Below are 23,301 nucleotides of genomic sequence, written 5' to 3'. Positions count from 1 at the left end.
CCGGTCAGCCGCCGCGCGCCCACAGCGCCAGGCGTACCCGGTTGGCGCTGCCGGTCTTGGTCATCAGGCTGGTGATGTGCGTCTTCACCGTGGTCACCCCGATGTGCAGGCGGTCGGCGATCTCGGTGTTCGACAGCCCGTCGGCGACCAGGTCCAGCACGTCCCGCTCGCGGGCGGTCAGGCCGGCCGTACGCCGGGGCGCGCCGGCGCGGGCGTGCACCGCGCGCTCGACCAGCCGGCGCAGGACGTCGGGGCTGAACGGGCTGTCGCCGGCGGCGGCACGGCGGACGCCCGCGAGCAGGTCGGCCGGGGGCGCGTCCTTGAGGAGGAACCCGCAGGCGCCCGCGGTCAGCGCGGGGTAGAGGTGGTCGTCGTCGCCGAACGTGGTGAGCGCCATGATCCGGGTGGCCGGCCGGTCGGCGAGGATCCGGCTGGTCGCGGTGATCCCGTCGACACCGGGCATCCGCAGGTCCATCACCACCACGTCGGGGCGTAGCCGGGCGGCGAGGGCGACCGCGTCCCTGCCGTTGTCGGCCTCGCCGACGACCTCGAGGTCGGGCTGGGCGTCGCAGAGCATCCGCAGACCGGCCCGGATGAGGTGCTGGTCGTCGACCAGCAGCACCCGGATCACGCCGGCTCCGGCATCCCGGCGCGGGGCCGGTGCGGGTGCGGGGCGGGCCCCGCCCCGGGCAGCACGGTCCGTACCCGCCAGCCGGACCCGGTGGGCCCGGCCTCCAGCCGCCCGCCGAGCACCTCGACCCGTTCCCGCATCCCGACGATGCCGTGACCGCCGCCGGTGGGCACCCCGGCCGGCGCGGCGCCCCGCCCGTCGTCGGTCACCGCCCAGTGCACCGCGCCGTCCTCGACCGACACGGTCAGCCGAGCCCGGGCCGCCGCGCCCGCGTGTTTCGCCACGTTCGTCAACGCCTCCTGGGTCAGTCGCAGCACCGCCTGGCCGCGTACCGCGTCGAGCGTGCCGACCCCGGGGTCGACGTCGGCCTCCACCACGACGCCCGCCTGCCGGGCGCGGTCGACCGCCGCGCCGAGCGCGGCCGGCAGCGCCGACGGGTCGATCGCGGTCAGGGCGGCGTCACCGCGTACGCCGTCCGGGCCGCGCAGCACCGCCACCAGCCGCCGCAGGTCGGTCAGCGCGGCCGTGCCGGTGGCGTGGACGTCGTCGAACACCTCACCGACCCGGGGATCCAGGTCCGGCAGCACGTGCCGGGCCACGCCGACCCGCAGCACCATCGACGCGACGTGGTGCGCGAGCACGTCGTGCAGTTCCCGGGCGATGGCGCCGCGCTCGTCGGCACGGGCCGCCCGGTCTTCCGACTCGCGCCGGCGCCGTTCCGCCTCGGCCCGCTCCTGCGCCTGGCGCCCGAGTTCCCGGGTGGTCCGCACGACCAGCCCGAGCAGCAGCGGCAGGCCGACGGTGACGGCCGGTCCGAACAGGCCGGTCAATACGGTACGGACCGGTGCGCCGATCAGGCCGGTCAGGTCGACGGCGGCCAGCAGCCCGGCACCGAGCCAGATCGTGCGGGGCCGGGTGGCGCGCATGGTCAGCTCCAGCAGCGCCCAGCTCGCACCGACCTGGTTGATCGTCTCGTCGTCGACCAGGACGAGCGCGGCGACCAGCAGGGCCGACTGGAGCAGCAGGTTCACCAGCGGCCGGCGGTGGCACAGCAGCGCCAGGAGGAACGCCGGGACCGCCAGTGCCCACTGCGTACCGGTGGCGGCCGGGCCGCCGTGCGCGCCGAAGACCAGGTAGCCGATGCCGCTGAGGTCCAGCAGCAGGATCCGCGCGAACGTGTCGCGCGCGTCGAACAGCCGGCCGACCCACCTCACCGCGCCAGCCTAGGCAACCGCTGCGGCGGGGGCCACCGTGTCCACCGGCCGCCGCCATCCGACCGGCGGTCCGAGGTGGACCGCCGGGCCGACCCGGCCGGGGACCGTGGCGCTCATCCGACCAGCACCACACCGGTACGCCGGGCCCGGCGGGCCAGCACCAGCGCGGCGGCCGTCGCGGTGGCCGCCACCAGCACCCCCGCCGCGGCGAGCGTGCGCGCGTCCGGTGCGAGCAGCGGCTGGCCGCGCAGCGCCTGCCCGGTCAGCAGCAGCGTCAGTCCCGCGTACGCGACGCCGCCGACGAGCACCAGCCGGGCCCGGGTCAGCTCGTCCAGCCGCGCGCCGAGGAACCGGTCGAGCAGGATCGCCAGCAGCGGCAGCGCCTGCAACGCGTGCATCCCGACGAAGTGCCCGACGCGCAGGTCGCCGCCGGTGGTGCTCCAGCCGAGCAGCGGCAGCCCCGGGCCGCCGTCGGGGACGCCGACGCTGTGCGCGCCGCTGATCCCGGCGGGCGCGCCGGCCGGGCGCTGCGCCACCATCGGGAACGCGACGAGCATGCCGAGCAGGGACACGGCGAGACCGAGCCGGACCGCGTATCCGCCGGCCCGGTCCGGAAGCGACCGGCGGGCCAGCACGACCGCCAGCACGAACTGGGCCGCGAACAGCACGGTGATCGCCACGCCCATCACGTTGAACAGCACCGCGTCCAGCGTGGTGGTGCCGTTGAAGTGGCTCGTGGTGCCGCGGAGCACCTGACCCACGATGACGGCCATCTCCACCACGGACACGGCCACGATCACGGTGGCCGCCCGCTCGGCCGCCCGGCTGCGGCGGGGCAGCAGGGACAGCATCCAGGCCAGCGTGACGCCGTAGAGCACGAACGAGATCGCGAACTTCAGCGGCTTGAGCCAGATCGGCGCGCCGGTGAGCACGCGCGGGTCGGCCACGACACCGATCGCGGCGACGACGGTGAGCACCGCCATCGCGGACACGAGGAGCATCAGGGGGCGGTGCCATCCGGCCGCCCGGTTCCGCAGGGTAGTCATGCCTGTAGATGCTCGTGACGGGCCGGGCCGGTCGCGCCCGCCCGCAGGCCGCACCCGCGGCCACGGGTCGGAGTCCGTCTCCTACCCGGGGAGGAGGCCGGCCGGTCAGTCCGGCAGCCGGGGCATCTCGACGCCCGGGTCGCGGCCGAGCAGCACGCCGCGGGTCAGCGCCCGGGATCCGAAGCGGTCCCGCACCGCGTCGACGGCGGCGTCCAGCGCCGGGCCCGGTTCGGCGGCGAACGGCAGGGTGAGCTGGGTGTGCCCGCTGCCGAGGTTGCCCACCGAGACGCCGAGCAGCGTGACGCCACGTTCGGCGATCAGCGGCAGCGCGGCGCGCAGCAGGTCCCCGGCGGCGGCCCGCAGCGGCCCGGTCTGCGCGGTCGGCTCGTCGAGCGTGTGCGACCGGGTGGCCCGGGTGTAGTCGGCGAAGCGCAGCCGCAGCGTCACCGTGCGGCCGGTGCGCCGGGCGGCCCGCATCCGCCCGGTGACCCGGTCGACCAGCCCGGCCAGCACCGCGTCCAGGTCGGCGGGGGAGTGCGGCCCGCGTCCCAGCGCGTGCTGCGCGCCCATCGAGGAACGGCGGCGGCCCACCTGCACCGCCCGGGGGTCGCGGTTGTGGGCCAGGGCGTGCAGGTGCCGCCCGGCGCCCCCGCCCAGCAGCGACACCAGGGCCGGCTCGTCCAGCCGGGCCACCTGCCCGACGGTACGGATGCCGCGCTCGCGCAGCCGGGCGGCGGTGACCGGGCCGACGCCCCACAGCCGCTCGACCGGCAGCGGGTGCAGGAACGCCAGTTCCCGTTCCGGCTCCACCATCAGCAGCCCGTCCGGCTTGGCCACGCCGCTTGCCACCTTCGCCAGGAACTTCGTCCGGGCCACCCCGACGGTGATCGGCAGGCCGACCTCGCGGCGTACCCGCTCCCGCAGCGCGGCCGCGACGGCGGTCGGCGCCCCGGCGAGCCGCCGCAGCCCGCCCACGTCGAGGAACGCCTCGTCGATGCTGAGCCCTTCGACGAGCGGGGTGGTGTGCCGGAAGATCTCGAACACCGCCCGGCTGGCGGCCGTGTACGCGGCCATCCGGGGCGGCACCACCAGCGCGTCCGGGCAGAGGCGCCGCGCCTGCCGGCCGCCCATCGCGCTGCGCACGCCCCGGGCCTTGGCCTCGTAGCTGCACGCGAGCACCACGCCGCCGCCGACGATCACCGGCCGGCCGCGCAGCCGGGGGTCGTCGCGTTGCTCGACCGAGGCGTAGAACGCGTCCAGGTCGGCGTGCAGGATGGTGACCTCGCTCGACACCGCGTCATCATCGCACAGGTGTTCGAAAGGGCGCGGCTGACCTGCCCGGACAGGCGGCCGGCCGGCCGCCTGTGGTCACCGCCCGTAGACCTCGAACTCGTAGAGCGAGAAGCCGTACGAGGTGGCCCGCTTGACGCCGTACATCCGCACGTAGCGGGCGCTGACCGGGGCGAACGTCACGTTGTCGACGCCGCCGTTGCCGGTGGTGGTGCTGAACACCGGCTGCCAGGAGTTGCCGTCACCGGAGACCTCGACCCGGTAGCCGGTGGCGTAGGCGGCCTCCCACCGCAGCACCGCCCGGCTGATGGTCCGGGCCGAACCGAGGTCCACCCGCAGCCACTGGTTGTCGTTGTAGCGGCTGGCCCACCGGGTGCCGAGACTGCCGTCCACCGCCTTGGCCGGGGTGTAGCTGGTCAGGAACTGGGTGCTGGACGCGGTGGCGGTACGGCCCTGCGCCAGGTTGGTCACCGTGTCGCCCCGGCGCGCCGGGAACGAGACGACCTGCTGGTAGGTCGGCCGGTTCTGCCAGGCGATCAGCGGCTGGGTGATGCCGCCGAGCCCGGACTGGACGATCGAGTCGGCGCACCACTGGTCGCCGGCCCCGCAGGACGAGTCGCCCGGGTAGACGGTGGTGGCGGACGCCGCCGCGGCCTGGCCGAGCGTGTCGAGCAGCGCCTGCCGGCACGCGCCCAGGTTGCCGTTGCCGCAGTACGTGCGCCCGAGCCCGCCGGCCACCGGGTCGCCGAGCACGGCCCGCAGGTCCTTGTCGACGTAGCTCCACCAGCCGTACTGGAACGCCGAGCCCTTGTGCGCCTGCCCCTGCGACGCCCAGTTCACGGTGCCGTCGCGGGCACCGTTCTGGCCGCCCGAGGGCGCCTCGTTGACGTCGAGCGCGTCGACGAGCGCGGCGTACAGGTCGGAACCGAGCCCGGGGCGGAACTGCGCCGAGGCCAGCAGCGGCCACCAGGCGTCGAAGATCCGGATGGCCTCGGCGTGCTGGTAGACCTTCGAGCCGGGCGACGTCTCCACCCGCCGCGACCCGGCCTGCTGCCAGGCCCGCAGCTTGGTCACCGCGGCGGCGAGCGCCGGGTCGGTGACCGGCGTGCTGTCGAGCACCCGCAGCAGTTCGCCGAGCACCTGCTGCCCGCGCAGGTCGGTCACCGCCGCCTCGGCGGTGATCCGGACGATGTCGGCGCGGCCGACCTTGCGCGAGGCGATCGCGGCCTGCACCGGGCCGTCGAGCAACTGGCCCCGGTGCACCGCGCCGTAGCTGAAGTTTCCGTCGGCCGCGCCGAAGTCGCGCGCCTGCTTGTTGTTCCAGCTGACGTAGTAGTCCTGGTTGACCGACTGGGGGTGGGCCGACGCCGGGGTGTACGTGGCGTCGTTGGTGTCCGGGTTCCAGCCGGCCCACTCGTACGCCGGCTCCGCCTTCGCCGGCAGGTTCGGGTCGAGCCCGGACGGGCGGACCGGGTTGGAGCCGGAGTTGTAGTACGCCGCCTCGGTCGAGTTGACGTAGAACCAGTTGAACGCGTACCCGACGCCGGCCGCGGACGCCTGGAACGCCGCCGCGCTGCCCATCGCCGCCGGGTCGTTGTACGCCTGGAAGCCGATCGCCGAGTCGGCCTCGTGCCGGTAGGTGGAGCGCAGCTTGGTGAACGCGGTGGGCTGCCCGTTCACCAGCCCCCGGTAGGCCACCAGCCCGTACTTGGTGCGCAGCGAGCGCAGCGTGTACGCGCCGGCCGGGGTGGAGTCGGCGAGCGTCGGCGACCAGGAGTTGCGCTTCTCCAGCACCTCCATCGCGACGCACTGGCCACGGTAGAGGTAGCGGTTGGAGCGCAGCGTCGGCGCGCTGCCGTCGGTGGTGCACAGCGGCACCGCGTACGTGTCGGTCAGGTCCTGGTTGGCGGAGGTGGCGCTCCATGCGTAGTCCTGGCCGCGGCCGAGCAGCACGTAGAGGTTCAGCCCGGCGAACGCGGCGCCGCGGGCGCTGATCCCCGGCCCCTGGAGTTCCTGGAGCATGAGCAGCTGCGGCGCGAAGTAGCCGGTCTGCGGGCCGAACACGGCCACCGGATTGCCGCTTGTGGTGTGCCGGCCGGAGACCACCACCGCGTTCGACATGCCCTGCGCGCGCAGGTTCGACAGGCCGCCGAGCAGGTCCTTGGTGGCGGCGCTGCTGCCGGTGCGGGCGGCGGCCCCGCCGGTGGCGTCGTACGCCAACGGCTCGGCGACCACGGTGCCGGCGTCGGGTAGCACCGCGCTGGTGGCGCCGGGTGGTGTCGCGCCGTACGGGAAGCTCTGCCCGTCGTGCAGCGTCAGCACTGTCTCCGGGTCGTTCTGCGACCGGAACGCCGTCCAGACCCGGTCGCCCTCGGTCGGGCCGTACTTGGCCCGGGCGGCCACCCGGACCAGCGCGGACTGCATCTCGCTGCCGCCGCCCCCGCCGAACAGCCCGCCGATGACGCCGGCGGTGGCGATCAGGTCGGTCATGGTGAAGTGCCTGGGCTTGCCGGCGCCGGTGAGGACGTACTCGCCGGGGTAGTTGTCGTCGGCGATCGACTTGTCGATGTAGGCGTTGATGCCGGCGATGTAGTCGGCGACGTCGGTGTGGAGCTGCTGACCCCGGGTGCCCTTGAGGCGCAGCGCGTCCACCTGGGCCTGGAGGTCGGCCTCGGAGTACGGCGAGTTGGCCCAGATGCTCTGCTCCAGCTCCCGGTTGCCCGGCGCACCGCCCGCGAACGAGGTGAGCGTGCCGCGTCCGGCGTGCCGCAGCAGGTCCATCACCCAGAGCCGGTCCTGGGCTCCGGCGTACCCGGCGCCGAACATGGTGCCTGCGCGGGTGGTGCCGGTGACGTGCGGGACGCCGGTGGCCCTGTCCCGGACGATGGTGACGTCTGCGCGCGGCGAGATCCTGCTCTCGACCTGCGCGTCGGGGACGCCGAACGAGGCGTCGTTGTAGAAGTGGGCGATCTGCTCGTCGGTCAGGCCGGCGTAGTTGTAGACCAGGTTGGCGTACTCGTCGAGCTGGTCGCTGGAGTGCGCCGGGCGGGTGCCGAGCGCCTGGTGGGCGAGGATGGCGACGAGTGTGGCGTTGCCGTTCTGCCCCGGGGGCAGGATGTCGGCGCACTGGCCGAGGCAGTAGTCGTCGGGGGTGAACGTGGTGGCGGCGAGCGCCGGTGACGGCGGGACGACGGTCAGGACGCTCGCGGTGAGGGCGGCGGCGGTGAGCGCCGCGAGGCGGGCGCGGACGGGGGGTCGTGGCATGGCGATCCTCCGGGGACGCGGAGTAGGGCCGTTCGGTACGCCCGGCTGACGGCGTCTCGGCCTCCGCGCCCGGGCGTCCTGCCCGGAGGTGAGAATGACTCATATCTATCTCCGGGCAATGATCGGCGCACCGCCGCCGTCCGGGATAGCCGTCGTTCACCAGTCGTCAATGCCGACGTTTCGTCTTGTTCCATCCCGCAACGACGAGGTGGGGGTGGCGCCGTTGCCACCCCCACCGCTCTCTCCCCGCCGGTGCGCCGTCAGTGCTTGCGGAACGACTCGCGCACCACACCCCCCACCAGCGCGCACCAGGTGGTCGTGCTGATCTTGCCGGTGGGCGGTAGTCCGTGTAGGCGCTGGAGGTCCTTCACCGCCGTACGGGTGGCGTGGTCGTACTCGCCGGTGGCGGTGACCTCGGCGTATCCCTTGGAGGCGAGCATGGACTGCGCCGCGGCCACCGGGATCCCGCTGGACTTCTGGTCCAGCTCCGGAGCCAGGGTCTCCCAGGTCGGCGCCGTGAGCGTGGCGTCGACGTCGACCGGAATGCCGTTGCGCGCCTGCCAGTCCTGCACCGCCGCGACGGTGGCCGCGTCGAACACGCCGGTGGCCGGCACGGTGTAGCCGCGGAACGTGAGCAGCTCCTGGGCGACCCGGACCACCGGGCCGCCGACGAAGCGCCAGATGTCCGGCCAGCGGCGGGCCGGCACGTCGCCCAGCTTGGTGCCGAGCTTGTGGCACACGGCCCGGCGCAGCGCCGGGAACTCCCGGTAGAACATCGCGCCCGGGCAGAGCGTGGCGCGGAAGCCCCAGTGACCGAAGATGTCGTGCGCGTGCAGCCCGTACTGCCGGCAGATCGCGGTGCAGAGCCGGACCAGCCCGTCGAGCAGTTCCTCCGGCGGCGTCTCGGTGACGTAGGTGCCCTCGTTCTCGATGCCGATGGCCCGCCCGTTCTCGCCCGGGCAGTGCGCGGCGACCATCTGCCGGTCGCCTTCGCGCAGCCGGTCCAGGCTGCCGTGCCGTCCCTCCAGGACGTGACCGCCGCGGCTCACCGTGAAGTGCTGCCCGGTGTCGGACCAGCCGTTGCCGTCCATGTGCAGGTCCTGGCAGTCGCGGGCGAGCTGCTTGGCGTGCTCCTCGGAGTAGTCGGTGACGTTCGGGAACGCCATGTGGTGCACGATGATCTTGTTGGTCGGGATCGCACTGACCGACAGCGGGTCGGCCGGTGGGCGGGCGGCCCACTCGTCGCAGGCGATGATCCAGTCGAGGTCCGCGCCCGGCGCGGCCCGCGCGGCGGCCGGTAGGGCGAGCTCGCTGCCGACGACCGCGACCGCGGCGGCGCCGAGGCCGGCCCGCAGCAGCGTACGGCGGTCCAGCTCGGGGTGGTCGAAGTGCATCTCGCCTCCTCGGTGGCCCGACCGGCGCCGGGCGGTGTAAAGGAAATGCAACGACTGAGCGCGTGGTGGAGAATATTGCCAAGCCCGGGTGGTGCGCCAGAGGACAAAAGCGACGTTCGCTGCCGGTGAACCGGCCGCGCCTGCCGCCGGAGTAGGCGATCTCCGGTCCGCTGACCGGGACGGACCATGGTCGTCCGCGGTCCGCCGTGGCCGCCGGACCGGAGCCGTCGCCGGCCCGACCGGCACCGATCCGGCGGCCGGGCCGGGCGCCCGCTCGCCGCCCGGACGGCGGTGCCCCCGCGCCGGCCGCCCACCCGTACGCTGGCCGGGGCGGAACGGGGGGAATGACATGGCGAGTCGCGGACGGCTGGACCGGCGCAGCGTGCTCGTGGCCGCGGGCGGCCTGGCGGTCGCCGGGATCGGCGTGCCGGTCGGGCTGGCCGCCACGAACGACCGGCCGCCGCCCCCGCCGCGCGGCCGGCGGCCGGTCAGCATGGCGATGCACCTGCACGCCTCGTTCAGCGAGGGCGTGGCCAGCTACGCCGCCCATCTCGACCAGGCCCGCCGCAACGGCGTCGACGTGCTCTGGTGGACCGACCACGACTTCCGGGTCGCCGCCCACGACCACCGCCGGGTCGTCCACTTCGACGGCCCCGAGGAACGCGAGGGCGGCCTGGCCTGGACCTGGGAGCCGGCCACCGAGGGACGACTGTCCACCTCGGGCGCCGACTTCGTGGACGCGCCGGACGCCCCCGACGGTCCGGGCCGCGCGCTGCGGCTCACCGCCGCCGGTTCCGGCACCCTCTGGTACGCGGGCAAGGCGTGGAACTGGACGCACACCGCCAACATCTCCGACACGACACTGCACCTCGACGTACGCCCGGAAGCGGCGGGCCGGGACGCCACGCTCACCGTGGAGGTGGCGCTGTCGCACCACCCGGCCGGGCCCGGCCGGCCCGCCGGACAGCTCGTGCTGCGCTACCGCCTCGGCGGCGTGGACACGGTCCGGCACACGGTGGACGGCCGGCACGGCACCGTCGAGACGCCCGCCCCGGCGGGTGCCTGGCGGCGGCACACGTTCGACCTGCTCGCCGACGTGCGGCGGCTCTGGCCCGGCATCGTCGCCGGGGACAACTCGCTGCGCGGGCTGCGCCTCGGCGTGACCGCGGCACGGGGCGGGCGCGGCGCGTACCTGGTGGACCGGCTCGTCTTCGACCGCGCCCGCCGCGCCGGCCAGGCGGGCGAGGAGCTGCGCGCCGAGGTGCTGCGCGGCTACGACGGCGCGTACCCCGGCGTCACCCACCACCGCGCGTACGAGGTGTCCATGGTGCGGCACCTCAACTGGTTCGGCGGCGACGGCACGCTGCCGCGCTTCCCGTCCCCGCCGTACCGGGACAACGACGTCGACGCCACCGAGAAGATGGTGGAGTTCCTGCACGCGCACGGCGGGGTGGTGTGCTGGAACCACCCGCTGGACGTGGAGCGCCGCGAGTCACTGGCCCGGCTGCTGGTGAGCCGCGACGCGCTCGGCGTCGACCTGATCGAGATCGGACGCCGGCCGGTCGAGGACCACCTCTGGGCGTACGACGTGGCGGCCCGTAACGCGATCCCGCTCACCGCCGTCGGGGTCACCGACGACCACGACGGCACCGACTGGCGGGCCGGCCGGGACCGGAACGTCACATCGGTGTGGGCGGCCTCGACCGGCCGGGACGACCTGGTCGTGGCGCTGCGCGCCGGTCAGGCGTGGTTCGCCGACCTGGCCGGCTACCGGGGTGCGCTGGACCTGGAACTGGGTGGCCGCAGCGCCATGGGTGCGCTCGCCGTCCTTGCCGAGGACACCGTCACGGTGCGGTTGCGCGCCACCGACCTGCCGGCCGGGGCCACGCTGGAGACGGTCACCGGCGAGGTCGACCGGGCCGGTGTCGCGGACCCGACACCGGCGGTCCGGGTCGGGCCGGTCGCCTGGCGGCAGTTGCGGCAGGGCTGGTACGACCTGCCGGTGCGCGTCGGCTCCGGCACGTACGTGCGCACCCAGGTCCGTGACCGCGACGGCGAGATCGTCGGCGCGAGCAACCCCCTCTGGCTGCTCCGCAACCCCCCACCGGCAGGAATCCCCGCACCCCGCCGCTTCTGACCCGCGGTTGCCGGGGTCTGGTACTCGTGACGGTGTGTCCGATACCGACGACCTGCCGTGCGACGCCGCGCCGCGCGGCCGACCGGACGCCGACCGGCGTCCGGAAACAGCCGTTGCGGCGATGGCCGGTGCCCGCGCCTCGGTGAGAATGACGAGCGAGGCGGAGTCCGACATCCGCCCGTGGGACGCCGTGGAGTCTGTCGCATGAGCGGCTGGGAACTGTCCGGATACACCCCCGTCCGCCGGCTCGGCGCCGGCGCGTCGGGCAGCGTCGTGCTCGCCGTCCACGATGCGACCGGCACCCCGGTCGCGATCAAGTACCTGGTCCGCGACCTGGGCGAGGACTCCGCGTTCCGGACCGCGTTCCGCACCGAGGCCCGGCTGCTCGGCGAGATCGACGACCCGCACGTCAGCCGCCTCTACGAGTACGTGGAGAGCCCGCACGGCGCGGCCATCGTGATGGAACTGGTCGACGGCGTCTCCCTGCGCCAGATGCTGCGGGAACACGGCCCGACCACGCCCGAGGCCGCGCTCTGCGTCCTCAAGGGCTCGCTCGCGGGCCTGGCCGCCGCGCACGCCCACGGTGTCGTGCACCGCGACTACAAGCCGGAGAACGTGCTGGTCACCGGCTCCGGGCTGAGCAAGCTCGCCGACTTCGGCATCGCCATGCCGATCGGTCAGGGCTCCGACACCACGGTGTCCGGCACGCCCCGCTACATGGCCCCCGAGCAGTGGACCGGCGCCCCGGCTGCCCCGGCGTGCGACGTCTACGCCGCCACCGCCACGTTCTTCGAGTGCCTCACCGGCCGGCCCCCGTACCAGGGACCGGACCTGCTCTCCCTGCGCGACCAGCACGCCAGCGCGCCGATCCCCGCCGAGGCGGCGCCCCCGCCGGTGCACGAACTGCTGCGCCACGGCATGGCCAAACGCCCCGACGAGCGTCCGCCGTCCGCCGAGGCGTTCCTGGACCTGCTGGAACGGGTCGCCGGCAGCGGCTACGGCAGCGACTGGGAGCAACGAGGACTGGGCGAACTGGCCCGGCGGGCGGCGCTGCTCGCCGCGCTGTGGCCGTTCCCGGACCGGGCCGAGGGCGGCACCGCTGTCGCCCACACCGCGCTGGGCACCACCACCGGCCGGAGCGGACGGTTCCGCAGCGGGCGCACCCGTACCGCGCTCACCGCCGGTGCGCTGGTCGCCGCCGTCCTGGCCGGGGGCGCCGGCTACAGCTACGCCGCCCACGACGGCACGTCCGCCGCGGGCCCCACCGGTCCGGCGAGTGCCGCGCCCGCCACCACCGGCGCACCCACACCGGAGCCGACCGGCGCCGAGTCGCCGAGCCCGTCGCCGACGCCCACCCCGTCCACCGCGTCCGCCGCACCACCACCTCCCGCGCCGCCGGCCACCCCCGGCCCGACCGGGACGCCGGCCCGTACCGGCACGCCCGCCCCCAGCGCTACGCCCGCCCCCAGCGCCTCGCGCACCACCAGCCCGCCGCCACCGGACGTGACCGCGCCGGTCGTGGACGGCGTACGTGCCGACCCGGGCGAGCTGGACCCGACGGGCTGCCCCTACGGCGCCAAGACCAGCACCGTCACCGCCACCGTCACCGACGACCGCAGCGGCCCGGCCGCGCTCACCGTCACGTTCGGCTACACCGTGGATGGCGCCGCCGGCACGATCCGGATGGCCGCCGCCGGGCGGGGCGTGTTCACCGGCACGCTCGGCCCGCTGTCCACGCCCAAGCGCAGCGCCCGCATCCCCATCCGGGTCACCGCCGCCGACGCCGCCGGCAACACGACCACCTCGGCGTCACCGGTGTACGTGACGCTCTACCACGCCTGCACCCCCGGCTAGGAGTACGACAGTGCCCGCTGCCCCGCCCCGCAGCCCGTCCCCGGGACGATCGGCGTGACCCGCCCCGACGAGCCCACCGAGGCGCTGCCCACCCGCGCCCTGCCGATCACCGGCGACGCGGACGCCGCGGAGCCCACCGTCCACCTTGCCGGGGCGGCGGCCGACCGGCCACCCACCGCCGAACCCACGGTGCACCTGACGGTGATCCCCGGCGGGGACGACCACACCGCAGACCTCGCCGCCCCGGCCACGCCGACACCGTCCGACGCCGAGCCGACAGTGCACCTGCGCCCAGGCCGGGCAGCCGACACGGGGGAGGCGACGGCCCAGATGCGCCCGGCGCCGGCAGGTGCGACCGGACAGGCTGCCGTCCACCCGCGTGCGAGCGCGGAACCGCCCCTGCGCCCCGGCGCGGAACCGACCGCGTCGTGGCAGCCCACCGCCTCCTGGCAGCCCACCGGCGTACCGCATCCGGGCCGCGCCACCGGCACGGCGGCGACGGGCGCCGGGGCGTACCCGGATCGGACCGGCCACGCGCGGCCGGCGAGTGGCGTGCCGGCCCCGGGCGGTGAGCTGCGCTTCGGGCCGGGCGTGCCGGCGACGCCGCCGCCCGCGCCGCCCTGGCCCGCCACGCCTCCGATCCGCCGGCGTCCGGCCTGGCGTGGCGTCGTCTCGGTGCTGTCCGCGCTGCTCACCGTGGTGCTGCTGCTGGCCGTCGGCCTCTACCTGTGGCAGCGGCTGCGCCCGCTGGAGGTCGAGGGAGTCACCGTCGCGGTGTCCCGGCCCGCCGGTGTCGCCTGCGACGTGACAGTCGACGTGGTGGCCACCGTGCGCACCAACGGTCGCGGCGGGACGATCCGGTACCAGTGGTTCCGCTCGGACGCGCCGCCCGGCGCGGTGCTCACCGAACGGGTCGGCAACGGGCAGCGGACCGTCGCGCTCACGCTCAAGTGGACGTTCACCGGGACCGGGACGACCACCGGCATCGCCACCGTCAACATCGTCGGACCGACGACGGCGCAGGCCGGCACCCAGGTCGTCTACCGCTGCCCCGGAGGCTGACCGCGTTTCCCCGCACGCGCGTCCGGGTAGCCCCACCCGAACAAACCTGGACCACGTACGTGGAGGCCCTTCGATGAGAGACGATTTCGGGGACGCGGTGGGCGACGCGTTCCGTTCGGTGATGCTGTTCCTGCCCAAGGCGGTCGCGTTCGTCGCGATCCTGGTCGTCGGCTGGCTGATCGCCAAGGCCGTGCTGAAGCTCGTCGACAAGGTGCTGGAGCGGGTCCACTTCGACCGCGCCGTGGAGCGCGGCGGGATCAAGACCGCGCTGGCCCGCTCGAAGTACGACGCCAGTGACATCGTCGCGAAGCTGGCCTACTACGGGGTGCTGCTGGTCACGCTCCAGCTCGCGTTCGGCATCTGGGGCCCGAACCCCATCTCCGACCTGATCGCCGGCGTGATCGCCTGGCTGCCCCGGGCGTTCGTCGCGATCGTCATCGTGGTGGTCGCCGCGGCCATCGCCCGCGCGGTGAAGGACATCATCTCCAGTGCGCTCGGTGGCCTCTCGTACGGGCGGGTGCTGGCCAACCTCGCCTCGGTGTTCATCCTGGGCCTCGGCGTCATCGCCGCGCTCAACCAGATCGGCGTCGCCACCACCGTCACCACCCCGGTCCTGATCGCGGTGCTCGCCACCGTCGGCGGCATCCTGGTCGTCGGCGTCGGCGGCGGGCTGGTCCGGCCGATGCAGAGCCGCTGGGAGAACTGGCTGACCCGGGCCGAGGAGGAGTCGCGCACCATCGCCACGCATGCCCGTGCCTACCAGGCGGGCCGGCGTGACGTCGAGGCCCGCCTGTCGGCCAACGGCCCGTCCGGGGACTCCGAGCTGACCCAGCCGGTGAGCCGCGACGCCGAGGCGGACCGCACCCAGCCGGTCCCCGCGTATCCGGGCACCCGGCCGGCCCCGGCCGCCACCGGCGCGGACGCCACCGAGCCGGTGCCGTCGCAGGTGGGCGCGGAGGCGACGCAGCACATCCCGGCGTACCCGGACTCCGAGCGCACCCAGCCGGCCACACCGCGCCAGCCGACCGCCGAGCAGGCCGCGGACAGCGAGGCCACCATGGTCATTCCGCAGGCCGACGTGGACAAGTTCCGCCGCTGACCCGACAGCGGAGACGAACCGGGGCGGGACCGCACGGTCCCGCCCCGAATTCGTGCCCTCCGCAGGGACCACCCGGGCGCCTCACGGCGGATAGGATCCCGGTATGACCTGGCGATGTTGATGCCTTCCTGAGCGACGAGGCCGCGGGCCGCCGCGGACGCCGAGCACTCCGACCGGTGTCCGTCACGTTCCGTGGGAAGGTTCCATGCTCGTCGCTCCCTCCCGCGTGCCCGCGACCCGCCGTCTGGCGGCGACGCTCTACGGGTACGCGTTCCTCACCGACCTCGTCCTGCTCTACCCGCTCTACGTGCTGCTGTTCGCCGACACCGGACTGTCGGTCGGGCAGATCTCCTCGCTGTTCGTGCTCTGGGCGGCCGCCGGCATCGTGCTGGAGGTGCCCTCCGGCGTGTGGGCCGACGCGGTGTCGCGCCGGCTGCTGCTCTGCCTGGCGCCGCTGCTGGCCGCCGTCGGGTTCGCGCTCTGGGTGCTGCTGCCGTCCTATCCGGCGTTCGCCGTGGGCTTCCTGCTCTGGGGCGCCGGTGGCGCGCTGCGCTCCGGCGCGCTGGAGGCGCTCGTCTTCACCGAGTTGGAACACCTCGGCGCAACCGGCCGGTACGCCCGGCTGATCGGCCGGACCCGCACCGCCGAGGTGCTGGGCGCGGTCGGGTCGGGGGTGCTCGCCGGGCCGGTGTTCGCGCTCGGCGGCTACCTCGCGGTCGGCGTGGCGAGCGTGGCGACCTGCCTGCTGGCGGCGGCCGTCGCGGCCCGCTTCCCGGAGCACCGCACACCGCCCGCAGCGCCTGTTCCGGGCGCGGGTGACGAGGAGCCCGGCTGGCTGGACAGCCTGCGCCTGGGCCTGCGCGAGGTGCGGGCCGACCGCCGCGTCCGCACCGCCGTGCTGCTGGTCGCGGCCGTCACCGCGATCTGGGGTGGGCTCGACGAGTACACCGGGCTGCTGGCCGCCGACACCGGGATGGCCGAGGTGGGCGTTCCGCTGCTGCTCCTGCTGGTGTGGGCCGGGATGACAGTGGGCGGACTGCTCGCGCCGCTGGGCGAGCGGCTGTCCCACCGGGGGTACGCCGGTCTGCTGGTGTTCGCGGCGGCGGCGACGGCGGCCGGGGCGCTGCTGCGGCACCCGGCGGGCTTCCTGCTGCTGGCGGCGGCGTTCGCCGCGTTCCAGCTGGCCACCGTGCTCGCCGACGTGCGGCTCCAGGCCCGGATCGCCGGGCCGTCCCGGGCCACCGTCACGTCGCTGGCCGGGATGGCCACCGACCTGACCATCGTCGCCTTCTACGGCGGGTACGGGCTGCTCGCCGGCGCGGTGGGTAATCCGGCGGCCTTCGCGGTCGCGGTGCTGCCGTACCTGCTGGTGGCGCTCTGGCTCGTCACCGGTCGGGCATGAATAGCCAGAAAAGGGACCAATGGTCGCGTTCGCGGTTAGCGTGGGTCCGGAAATCGGCGAGCCCGGGAGACGATCGCGGTGACGTTGGAAGCAGAGCGCACATTGCGCGACGAGGATCTGACCGGGCTGGCGGAGCTGGCCGCCCAACTGCGGGTGGACGCGATCCGGTGCAGCACGATGGCCGGCTCCGGGCACCCCACGTCCAGCCTCTCCGCCGCCGACCTGCTCGCCGTGCTCGTCGCCCGGCACCTGCGCTACGACTGGTCCTACCCGGACAACCCCGGCAACGACCACCTGATCTTCTCCAAGGGGCACGCCTCCCCGCTGCTGTACGCGGTGTTCCGCGCCACCGGCGCGATCAGCGAGCAGGAGCTGCTGGAGACGTACCGGCGATCCGGCTCGCGCCTCCAGGGCCACCCCACACCGGCGCTGCCCTGGGTGGACGTGGCCACCGGCTCGCTCGGGCAGGGCCTGCCGGTCGGCGTCGGGGTGGCACTGGCCGCCCAGCACCTCGACCGGTCGCCCGCCCACGTCTGGGTGCTCTGCGGCGACAGCGAGACCGCGGAGGGATCGGTGTGGGAGGCGCTGGACAAGGCGGGCCACTACGGGCTGCGTAACCTCACCACGATCGTGGACGTCAACCGGTTCGGCCAGCGCGGCCCCACCGAGCTGGAGTGGGACCTGGACACCTACCGGCGGCGGGTGGAGGCGTTCGGCTGCCGGGCGATCGTGGTCGACGGCCACGACCCGGGCGCCGTCGACGAGGCGTACGGGCAGGCGCGCGACGCCGCCGGGCCGACCGTGGTGCTGGCCCGCACGGTCAAGGGCAAGGGCGTACCCGAGGTGGAGAACGACCCGGCCTGGCACGGCAAGCCGTTCGACCCGGAACTGGCCGAGCGCGCCGTACGCGCGCTCGGCGGCCCCCGGCGCATCCGGGTCGCCGGACCGAAGCCACCGCCCGCGCCGCGCACCGCCCCGGCCGAGCACGGACAGCCGGAGCTGCCCCGGTACTCCCGCGGCGCGAAGGTCGCCACCCGGGACGCGTACGGCGACGCGCTGCGCGCCCTCGGCGCCGCCCGGCCCGACGTGGTCGCGCTCGACGGCGAGGTCAGCGACTCCACCCGGGCGGAGCGCTTCGCCACCGCGTACCCGGATCGGTTCTTCCAGATGTTCATCGCCGAGCAGCAGCTCGCCGCCGCGGCGGTGGGCATGGCGGTGCGCGGCTACCGACCGTTCGCGGCGACGTTCGCCGCGTTCTGGTCCCGGGCGTACGACTTCATCCGGATGGCCGGCGTGTCCCGCGCCGACATCGCGCTCGTCGGCTCGCACGTCGGGGTGGAGATCGGCCCGGACGGCCCGTCCCAGATGGGGCTGGAGGACATCGCCGCGCTGCGGGCGGTGCCCGGCTCCACGGTGCTCTGCCCGGCCGACGCGGTCTCCTGCGCGGCCCTGGTCGCCCAGATGCCCGACCACCCGGGCGTGACCTACCTGCGCACCACGCGCGGGAAGTACCCGGTGCTCTACGACGACACCGAGCCGTTCCCGATCGGCGGCAGCCGGATGGTGCGCGACGGCCGGGACGTCGCGCTGCTGGGCACCGGCGTGACGGTGCACCTGTGCCTCGCCGCCGCCGACGAACTGACCCGCGAGGGCATCGACGCCCGGGTGATCGACCTGTACTCGATTAAGCCGGTGGACCGGCGGCGGCTGGCCGAGGCCGTCGTGGAGACCGGCGGGCGGCTCGTCGTGGTCGAGGACCACTACCCGGAGGGCGGGCTGGGCTCGGCCGTGCTGGAGGCGCTCGCCGACCTGGGCGAACCGTCCCGGGTCAACCACCTGGCGGTACGCGGACTGCCCGGCTCCGGCACCCCCGCCCAGCAGCTCGACCGGGCCGGCATCGGCGTCGGCGCGATCGTCTCGGCGGCGCGGGCCCTGGCCTGAGCGTGTCCGCCCGGGCCGGCGGCGCTCGCGGCGGTGTTTGCGGGGACCGGCGGCGGGTAGCCACGCTGCCGTTGCGACGGGAGGACCGACGATGGCCGAACCGGAGTTCTACGCGCGGGTGTCCGCCCGGGCCGGCGTGCCGCCGGACGACGCCCGCGCGCTCACCCAGGCGACGCTGCGCACCCTCGCCGAGCGGATCAGCGGCGGCGAGGCCGCCGAACTGTCCGCGCACGTCGCGCACGAGCTGCGTCCGCTGCTGGCGCGGCCCCGCACCGACGACCCCGAGGCATTCGGGTACGACGAGTTCCTGCGCCGGATCGCCGAGCGGGCCGGCGTCAGCCCGGCCGAGGCCGAGCGCGGTGCCCGCGCCGTGGTGCAGGCCCTGCACCGGGTGATCGGGCCGGCCGCGTTCCACCGCGCGCTGTCGCAACTGCCCGCGCGGATCGGCGAGCTGGCCCAGCCGGCACCACGCGGGTAGCGCCGGATCCCGCCTCCGCCGAAGGCGGGATCCCGCTCGGACCGCCCGCGTGGATCAGTCCGTCCGGTGCAGGAACGACCACTGGTGCGGCCCCGCCAGTACGCCTTGAGCCGTTCCGCCTCGTCGGCGTCGGCCAGCTTCTCGTGCAGCACGGCCACCCGTGACTTCGACGCACCCATCGGGTTCAGCCCGACGACGATCCGGCTGGGGCCGTTCGCCCAGTCCGCCCGGAACGTCTTCGGTGCCGTGGCGGTACGCACCCGCACCTCGACGCCGGGCAGCCACCGCCGTCGGGTCGCCGCGTCGGCGAACGCCTGGAACAGCGTCTGCACCGGCACGCCGACGGTCCGGCTGGCACCGGCCTCGAACCCGCCGCCCCGCCGCTGACCCGGCGCGCGCAGGCCGCGTGCCTGCTCGTAGCCGACCGTGACAATCTGCGCCCACCAGCCCGGCACCCCGTGGGTGTCGACCAGCCAGCGGGCGATCTCGGTGTGGCTCCGGTCGACCGCGCCCCACGCGTCGAGCCGGTCGAACCAGTAGGCCCAGTCCTGCCCGGTCCGCTCGCGCAGCAGCGCGTCGGAGATGCGGTCCCGCTGGGTCCGCCCACCGGTGGGGGCCACCGTCGGGGCCGGCGTGGTTTCGGCTCTGCCGAGCAACTGCCGGCGGGCGGTGGTGTAGCTCTCGCCGGTCTTGTCCATCCGGGTGCGTACCCGGGACTTGAAGGACCTCTGACGGGTCATCGCGCGCTCCCTGTCACGACCCGGTCGGGGAACCCACGCTTCCGGCGACCGTGCCGTGGGAGCCGGCGCGCCGGGCCGCGTCACTCCGGCAGCGCGTCCAGGTATACCCAGCGGCCGTCCTCCCGGGCGAAGCGGCTGTGCTCGGCCAGCACGCCGGCCCGGCCGCCCTCGCGGTAGTGCGCCTGGAACCGGACCGTGCCGGCGGTGTCGAACAGCCCGCCCTGCCCGGTCTCCACGATCTCCAGCCGGGTCCAGCGGGTGCCCGGATCCAGCTCCAGCCGGTCCGGCCGGGTGCTGGAGTGCCAGCTGTGCCGCAGGTAGGCGGCGTCGCCGAGCGCGAACGCGCTGAACCGGGACCGCATCAGCGCCTCCGCGGTCGCCGCCGTCGCCTCGTCCCGGTGGACCGGGGCGCAGCAGTCCGCGTACGGCCGCCCGGTGCCGCACGGGCAGGCCGCCGTCCGCTCACCCCGTTTCGCCATGCCGCGATTCTCCCAACTCGCGGAGCGGTGTTAACAAGGGGCCCTTCCTCTACCGGAGGCGTTAACAGGGGGCCCCTCCTTACACCTCAACCCTCGCTGCTGCTGTTCCGGCGCGGAACTGGCCGACCTGGCCGGGTGAGCCTCACCGGGTGGCGGTGGCGAAGACGACGATGTTGTCCGGGTAGTTGCCGGTCCGGGGGTCGAACCGTCCGCCGCACGTGATCAGCCGCAGCCGCGCCGCCGCGTCGCCGCCGTAGACCCGTGCGGTGGGGAAACGCTCCTTCGGGTACGCCCCGACGCCGTCGACAGCGAACGTCGCGGTCCGCCCGTCGGCGCGCAGCACCCGGATCGTGTCGCCGCCGCGCAGCCGCCCGAGGTCGAAGAACACGGCCGGACCGTGCTGCGAGTCGACGTGTCCGACCAGCACCGCGTTGCCGGCCTGGCCGGGGGCGGGACCGGGGTGGTACCAGCCGGTGACCGCCGGGCGTTCCAGCGGTGGCACCTCCAGCGCGCCGTCCGCGTCGGTGGCGACCGGGACGATCTCGGCGTCGACGCCGATGCGGGGGATGGTGACCCGCACCGGCGTGGATCGGGGCAGCGCCGGGCCGCCCGTACCCGGTCGTTCGGTCGCCGGCGCGGCGGAGGCGCCGGGTTGCGGTGGTGACGCCGACGTGGTGCCGAGCCCGGCCGAGACCAGCCCGGTGCCGGTGGCGGCGGCGAGCGTGACGGCGGTGACCACGACGGCGGTGTGCAGGCGCGAGCGGCGTTGCGATTCCGACAGCATCCCACCTCCGTCGAACAGGGACGCGGCGCCCGCGCCGGAGCATCCGGCGCGGGCGGACCGCTCCGGTCAGGCGACGGCGCCCGCGCGACGCCGGCGGATGACCGCGTACGCGCCTCCGGCGAGCGCCCCGGCGGCCAGCACGCCACCGGCGATCAGCACCCCGGTGTCGCCGTCGCGCCCGCCCCCACCGGCCTGCGCGCCGCCGATCGGGGTGACGGTGAACGTGGCGCTGCCGCCGTCGCTGCCGTCGCCGCAGGTGGTGGCCACCGTGTACGTGCCGAGCGTGAACCCGGCGGTGAACAGTTCGGCGCTCAGGCCGCCGCCCGCGGCGGCCGTGGTGGACCGGACGTTCTGGTCCCGGTCCGGGCCGGTGACCCGGAAGATCGCGTCACCGGCGTTCGGGTTGCACGTGGTGGTCAGCACGACGGTGCCGCCGACCGGGGTGGTGGCGGGTGACACTCTGGTGTCCGCCAGCGCGGCGGCCGGGAGCAGCAGTGCGCCGAGGCCCACGCCGAACGCCGCCGATCCGAGAAATGACTGTGCCTTCATCCGCGTCTTCCCTCACTTTTCGTCCGCTGTAGGCGTGGGACGTCGTTCGGGTGGCCAACTCCGTGACGAGCACCGGTGTGGCCAACACTAGGAGGGTTGCGGCGATCACTGGGGGTAATTGAGAAATCTTCGTTGCCGTCCGGTGTGCTCCTTGCCGCCACGAGACGGCGGACATGTCGACCCAGGCCGGACAGCCGTACTGGACTGGCATAACTAGCCTCCTAGGATGGATTACGCGATGTGACGCCCGAAAATTCCTCCGCCACCGATGTCGAGAACGGACGGCCGGCTTCGTCCCCGGAGTGAACGCGGCCAGAATGGGTCGCACCCTCCACGAGGAGACACAGATGAAGTACCTGCTCCTGAAGCACTACCGCGGCGGCCCGACCCCGGTCACCGAGATGCCGATGATCGACAAGTGGACGCCGGAGGAGATCTCCGCGCACGTGCGCTACATGCAGGAGTTCGCGGCACGGCTGCAGGACAGCGGCGAGTACGTCGACGGTCAGGCGCTCGCCCCGGAGGGCACCTTCGTCCGCTACGACGGCGAGGGACGCCCGCCGGTCACCGACGGCCCGTTCGCCGAGACGAAGGACCTCATCGCCGGCTGGATGGTGATCGACGTGGACAGCTACGAGCGCGCCCTCGAACTCGCCGCCGAGCTGTCGGCCGCGCCGGGGCAGGACGGCAAGCCGATCCACGAGTGGCTGGAGCTGCGCCCGTTCCTGAGCGCGCCGCCCATCATCACCGAGTGACAGCTCCGATGGACGAGGTCGCCCTTCGCAGCCTCATCCCGGGCGTGCTCGGTGTCCTCGTCCGCCGTGGAGCCGACTTCGCGGCGGCCGAGGACGCCGTGCAGGACGCGCTGATCGAGGCGCTGCGCGTCTGGCCCGACGACCCGCCCCGGGATCCGCGCGGCTGGCTGGTCACAGTGGCGTGGCGGCGGTTCCTGGACGTGGTCCGCGCCGACGCCGCCCGGCGCCGGCGGGAGGATCTCGTGGACGAGGAGCCGCAGCCCGGGCCGGTGCCGTCGGCGGACGACACGCTGCGGCTATACTTCCTGTGCGCGCATCCGTCGCTGAGCCCGTCGTCGGCCGTCGCGTTGACGCTGCGCGCCGTCGGCGGGCTCACCACCCGGCAGATCGCGCAGGCGTATCTGGTGCCGGAGGCCACAATGGCGCAGCGGATCAGCCGGGCCAAGCGCACCGTGTCCGGGGTCCGCCTCGACCAGCCCGGCGACGTCGCCACCGTGCTGCGGGTGCTGTACCTGGTGTTCAACGAGGGCTACTCCGGCGACGTGGACCTGGCCGCCGAGGCGATCCGGCTCACCCGGCAGCTCACCGCCGCGATCGACCACCCCGAGGTGGCCGGGCTGCTCGCGCTCATGCTGCTGCACCACGCCCGCCGGGCCGGTCGGACCGCGCCCGACGGGAGCCTGGTGCCGCTGGCCGAGCAGGACCGCCGCCGGTGGAACACCGTGCTGATCGCCGAGGGCGTGGGCATCCTCCAGACCGCCCTGTCCCGGGATCGGCTGGGCGAGTTCCAGGCCCAGGCCGCCGTCGCGGCCCTGCACGCCGACGCGCCCACCGCAGCGGAGACCGACTGGGTGCAGATCGTCGAGTGGTACGACGAACTGGTCCGCCTGACCGGCAGCCCGATCGCCCGGCTGAACCGGGCGGTGGCGGTCGGCGAGGCGGACGGCCCCCGGGCCGGGCTGGCGGCGCTCGCGGCGCTCGACGACTCGCTGCCCCGGTACCCGGCGGTGGCGGCTTACCTGCACGAACGCGACGGCGACCCGGACACGGCGGCGCGGCTGTACGCGGCGGCGGCCCGCCGGGCGTCCAGCCTGGCCGAACGCGACCACCTGAACCGGCAGGCCGCCCGTCTCAACGCCGGCCGCCGGTAAACCGGTCGGCAGGCTCCGTCGCCGCTGGTAG

General features: G+C 74.8%; 19 protein-coding genes. 10 read left to right on the top strand and 9 right to left on the bottom strand.

All coding sequences use genetic code 11. The features are described from left to right. Nucleotides 1-4: 4 nt before the first annotated feature. The 6 genes from GA0070215_RS07825 to GA0070215_RS07800 all read right to left on the bottom strand — a co-directional run bounded on the left by GA0070215_RS07825 (nt 5) and on the right by GA0070215_RS07800 (nt 8,839). A complete protein-coding gene (locus tag GA0070215_RS07825) occupies nt 5-631 on the bottom strand; it encodes a response regulator (RefSeq protein WP_018784216.1) in 627 nt (208 codons plus the stop codon). Further along, on the bottom strand, nt 628-1,845 hold the full coding sequence (locus GA0070215_RS07820; protein WP_091043383.1) for a sensor histidine kinase: 1,218 nt from the start codon (nt 1,843-1,845) through the stop codon (nt 628-630). The genes GA0070215_RS07825 and GA0070215_RS07820 overlap by 4 nt, the downstream gene beginning before the upstream one ends. 113 nt (nt 1,846-1,958) lie before the next feature. Next, on the bottom strand, nt 1,959-2,891 hold the full coding sequence (locus GA0070215_RS07815; protein WP_091043379.1) for a hypothetical protein: 933 nt from the start codon (nt 2,889-2,891) through the stop codon (nt 1,959-1,961). 105 nt (nt 2,892-2,996) lie between these two features. Further along, nucleotides 2,997-4,184, bottom strand: a complete 1,188-nt coding sequence (dinB, locus tag GA0070215_RS07810; RefSeq protein ID WP_091043375.1) for a DNA polymerase IV — start codon at nt 4,182-4,184, stop codon at nt 2,997-2,999. 75 nt (nt 4,185-4,259) lie between these two features. Next, nucleotides 4,260-7,445, bottom strand: a complete 3,186-nt coding sequence (locus GA0070215_RS07805) for a penicillin acylase family protein (protein WP_091043371.1) — start codon at nt 7,443-7,445, stop codon at nt 4,260-4,262. Between the two features lie 260 nt (nt 7,446-7,705). Beyond that, entirely contained in the window at nt 7,706-8,839 is a 1,134-nt protein-coding gene (locus tag GA0070215_RS07800) for a peptidoglycan recognition protein family protein (protein ID WP_091043368.1), read from the bottom strand. Between the two features lie 349 nt (nt 8,840-9,188). On the opposite strand from GA0070215_RS07800, the gene GA0070215_RS07795 reads away from it, so the two are divergent. From GA0070215_RS07795 to GA0070215_RS28645, 8 genes are all read left to right on the top strand, one after another. Next, nucleotides 9,189-10,976, top strand: coding sequence for a CehA/McbA family metallohydrolase domain-containing protein (locus tag GA0070215_RS07795; protein ID WP_091043365.1), 1,788 nt, complete (start codon nt 9,189-9,191; stop codon nt 10,974-10,976). A gap of 204 nt (nt 10,977-11,180) precedes the next feature. After that, a complete protein-coding gene (locus tag GA0070215_RS07790; RefSeq protein ID WP_091043362.1) occupies nt 11,181-12,830 on the top strand; it encodes a serine/threonine-protein kinase in 1,650 nt (549 codons plus the stop codon). Between the two features lie 54 nt (nt 12,831-12,884). Then, nucleotides 12,885-13,892 carry a hypothetical protein gene (locus GA0070215_RS07785; protein WP_091043360.1) on the top strand — a complete coding sequence of 336 codons (1,008 nt, stop codon included), beginning with the start codon at nt 12,885-12,887 and terminating at the stop codon, nt 13,890-13,892. A 73-nt stretch (nt 13,893-13,965) separates the two neighbouring features. Further along, the gene (locus GA0070215_RS07780; RefSeq protein ID WP_091043356.1) at nt 13,966-14,991 is read left to right on the top strand and encodes a mechanosensitive ion channel family protein; all 1,026 of its coding nucleotides are present in this window, start codon (nt 13,966-13,968) and stop codon (nt 14,989-14,991) included. A gap of 205 nt (nt 14,992-15,196) precedes the next feature. Continuing rightward, entirely contained in the window at nt 15,197-16,393 is a 1,197-nt protein-coding gene (locus tag GA0070215_RS07775) for an MFS transporter (RefSeq protein WP_026267605.1), read from the top strand. Nucleotides 16,394-16,471: 78 nt separating this feature from the next. Beyond that, nucleotides 16,472-18,334, top strand: a complete 1,863-nt coding sequence (locus tag GA0070215_RS07770) for a transketolase (RefSeq protein WP_091043353.1) — start codon at nt 16,472-16,474, stop codon at nt 18,332-18,334. Between the two features lie 91 nt (nt 18,335-18,425). After that, complete coding sequence (locus tag GA0070215_RS07765; protein WP_018784229.1) at nt 18,426-18,812, top strand: DUF2267 domain-containing protein; 387 nt, start codon at nt 18,426-18,428, stop codon at nt 18,810-18,812. A 66-nt stretch (nt 18,813-18,878) separates the two neighbouring features. Continuing rightward, nucleotides 18,879-19,199, top strand: a complete 321-nt coding sequence (locus GA0070215_RS28645) for a hypothetical protein (RefSeq protein WP_208600302.1) — start codon at nt 18,879-18,881, stop codon at nt 19,197-19,199. A gap of 433 nt (nt 19,200-19,632) precedes the next feature. Here the strand turns inward: GA0070215_RS28645 and GA0070215_RS07755 are convergent, their stop codons facing one another. From GA0070215_RS07755 to GA0070215_RS07745, 3 genes are all read right to left on the bottom strand, one after another. Continuing rightward, the gene (locus tag GA0070215_RS07755; protein ID WP_091043350.1) at nt 19,633-20,031 is read right to left on the bottom strand and encodes a YchJ family protein; all 399 of its coding nucleotides are present in this window, start codon (nt 20,029-20,031) and stop codon (nt 19,633-19,635) included. Between the two features lie 142 nt (nt 20,032-20,173). After that, the gene (locus GA0070215_RS07750) at nt 20,174-20,815 is read right to left on the bottom strand and encodes a class F sortase (RefSeq protein ID WP_091043346.1); all 642 of its coding nucleotides are present in this window, start codon (nt 20,813-20,815) and stop codon (nt 20,174-20,176) included. A 66-nt stretch (nt 20,816-20,881) separates the two neighbouring features. After that, nucleotides 20,882-21,364 (bottom strand): hypothetical protein, encoded by a 483-nt coding sequence (locus GA0070215_RS07745; RefSeq protein WP_073829387.1) that lies wholly within the window; start codon nt 21,362-21,364, stop codon nt 20,882-20,884. A gap of 347 nt (nt 21,365-21,711) precedes the next feature. On the opposite strand from GA0070215_RS07745, the gene GA0070215_RS07740 reads away from it, so the two are divergent. After that, nucleotides 21,712-22,119: a YciI family protein gene (locus GA0070215_RS07740; RefSeq protein WP_091043726.1), complete on the top strand. Its 408-nt coding sequence runs from the start codon at nt 21,712-21,714 to the stop codon at nt 22,117-22,119. An 8-nt stretch (nt 22,120-22,127) separates the two neighbouring features. Beyond that, the gene (locus GA0070215_RS07735) at nt 22,128-23,270 is read left to right on the top strand and encodes an RNA polymerase sigma factor (RefSeq protein WP_018784236.1); all 1,143 of its coding nucleotides are present in this window, start codon (nt 22,128-22,130) and stop codon (nt 23,268-23,270) included. The last annotated feature ends 31 nt before the right edge of the window (nt 23,271-23,301 follow it).

The organism is Micromonospora marina, assembly GCF_900091565.1.
Lineage (GTDB): Bacteria > Actinomycetota > Actinomycetes > Mycobacteriales > Micromonosporaceae > Micromonospora > Micromonospora marina.
The sequence above is the reverse complement of the archived record's forward strand: the minus strand, read 5'-3'. Positions and strand labels throughout refer to the sequence as shown.

Excerpts from the sequence above, each read along its gene's own strand:
- GA0070215_RS07780 (WP_091043356.1), top strand. The coding sequence starts at position 13,966 with ATGAGAGACGATTTCGGGGACGCGGTGGGCGACGCGTTCCGTTCGGTG.
- GA0070215_RS07755 (WP_091043350.1), bottom strand. The coding sequence starts at position 20,031 with ATGGCGAAACGGGGTGAGCGGACGGCGGCCTGCCCGTGCGGCACCGGG.
- GA0070215_RS07815 (WP_091043379.1), bottom strand. The coding sequence starts at position 2,891 with ATGACTACCCTGCGGAACCGGGCGGCCGGATGGCACCGCCCCCTGATG.
- GA0070215_RS07750 (WP_091043346.1), bottom strand. The coding sequence starts at position 20,815 with ATGCTGTCGGAATCGCAACGCCGCTCGCGCCTGCACACCGCCGTCGTG.
- GA0070215_RS07805 (WP_091043371.1), bottom strand. The coding sequence starts at position 7,445 with ATGCCACGACCCCCCGTCCGCGCCCGCCTCGCGGCGCTCACCGCCGCC.
- GA0070215_RS07765 (WP_018784229.1), top strand. The coding sequence starts at position 18,426 with ATGGCCGAACCGGAGTTCTACGCGCGGGTGTCCGCCCGGGCCGGCGTG.
- GA0070215_RS07745 (WP_073829387.1), bottom strand. The coding sequence starts at position 21,364 with ATGAAGGCACAGTCATTTCTCGGATCGGCGGCGTTCGGCGTGGGCCTC.
- GA0070215_RS07775 (WP_026267605.1), top strand. The coding sequence starts at position 15,197 with ATGCTCGTCGCTCCCTCCCGCGTGCCCGCGACCCGCCGTCTGGCGGCG.
- GA0070215_RS07740 (WP_091043726.1), top strand. The coding sequence starts at position 21,712 with ATGAAGTACCTGCTCCTGAAGCACTACCGCGGCGGCCCGACCCCGGTC.
- GA0070215_RS07735 (WP_018784236.1), top strand. The coding sequence starts at position 22,128 with ATGGACGAGGTCGCCCTTCGCAGCCTCATCCCGGGCGTGCTCGGTGTC.
- GA0070215_RS07800 (WP_091043368.1), bottom strand. The coding sequence starts at position 8,839 with ATGCACTTCGACCACCCCGAGCTGGACCGCCGTACGCTGCTGCGGGCC.
- GA0070215_RS07790 (WP_091043362.1), top strand. The coding sequence starts at position 11,181 with ATGAGCGGCTGGGAACTGTCCGGATACACCCCCGTCCGCCGGCTCGGC.
- GA0070215_RS07795 (WP_091043365.1), top strand. The coding sequence starts at position 9,189 with ATGGCGAGTCGCGGACGGCTGGACCGGCGCAGCGTGCTCGTGGCCGCG.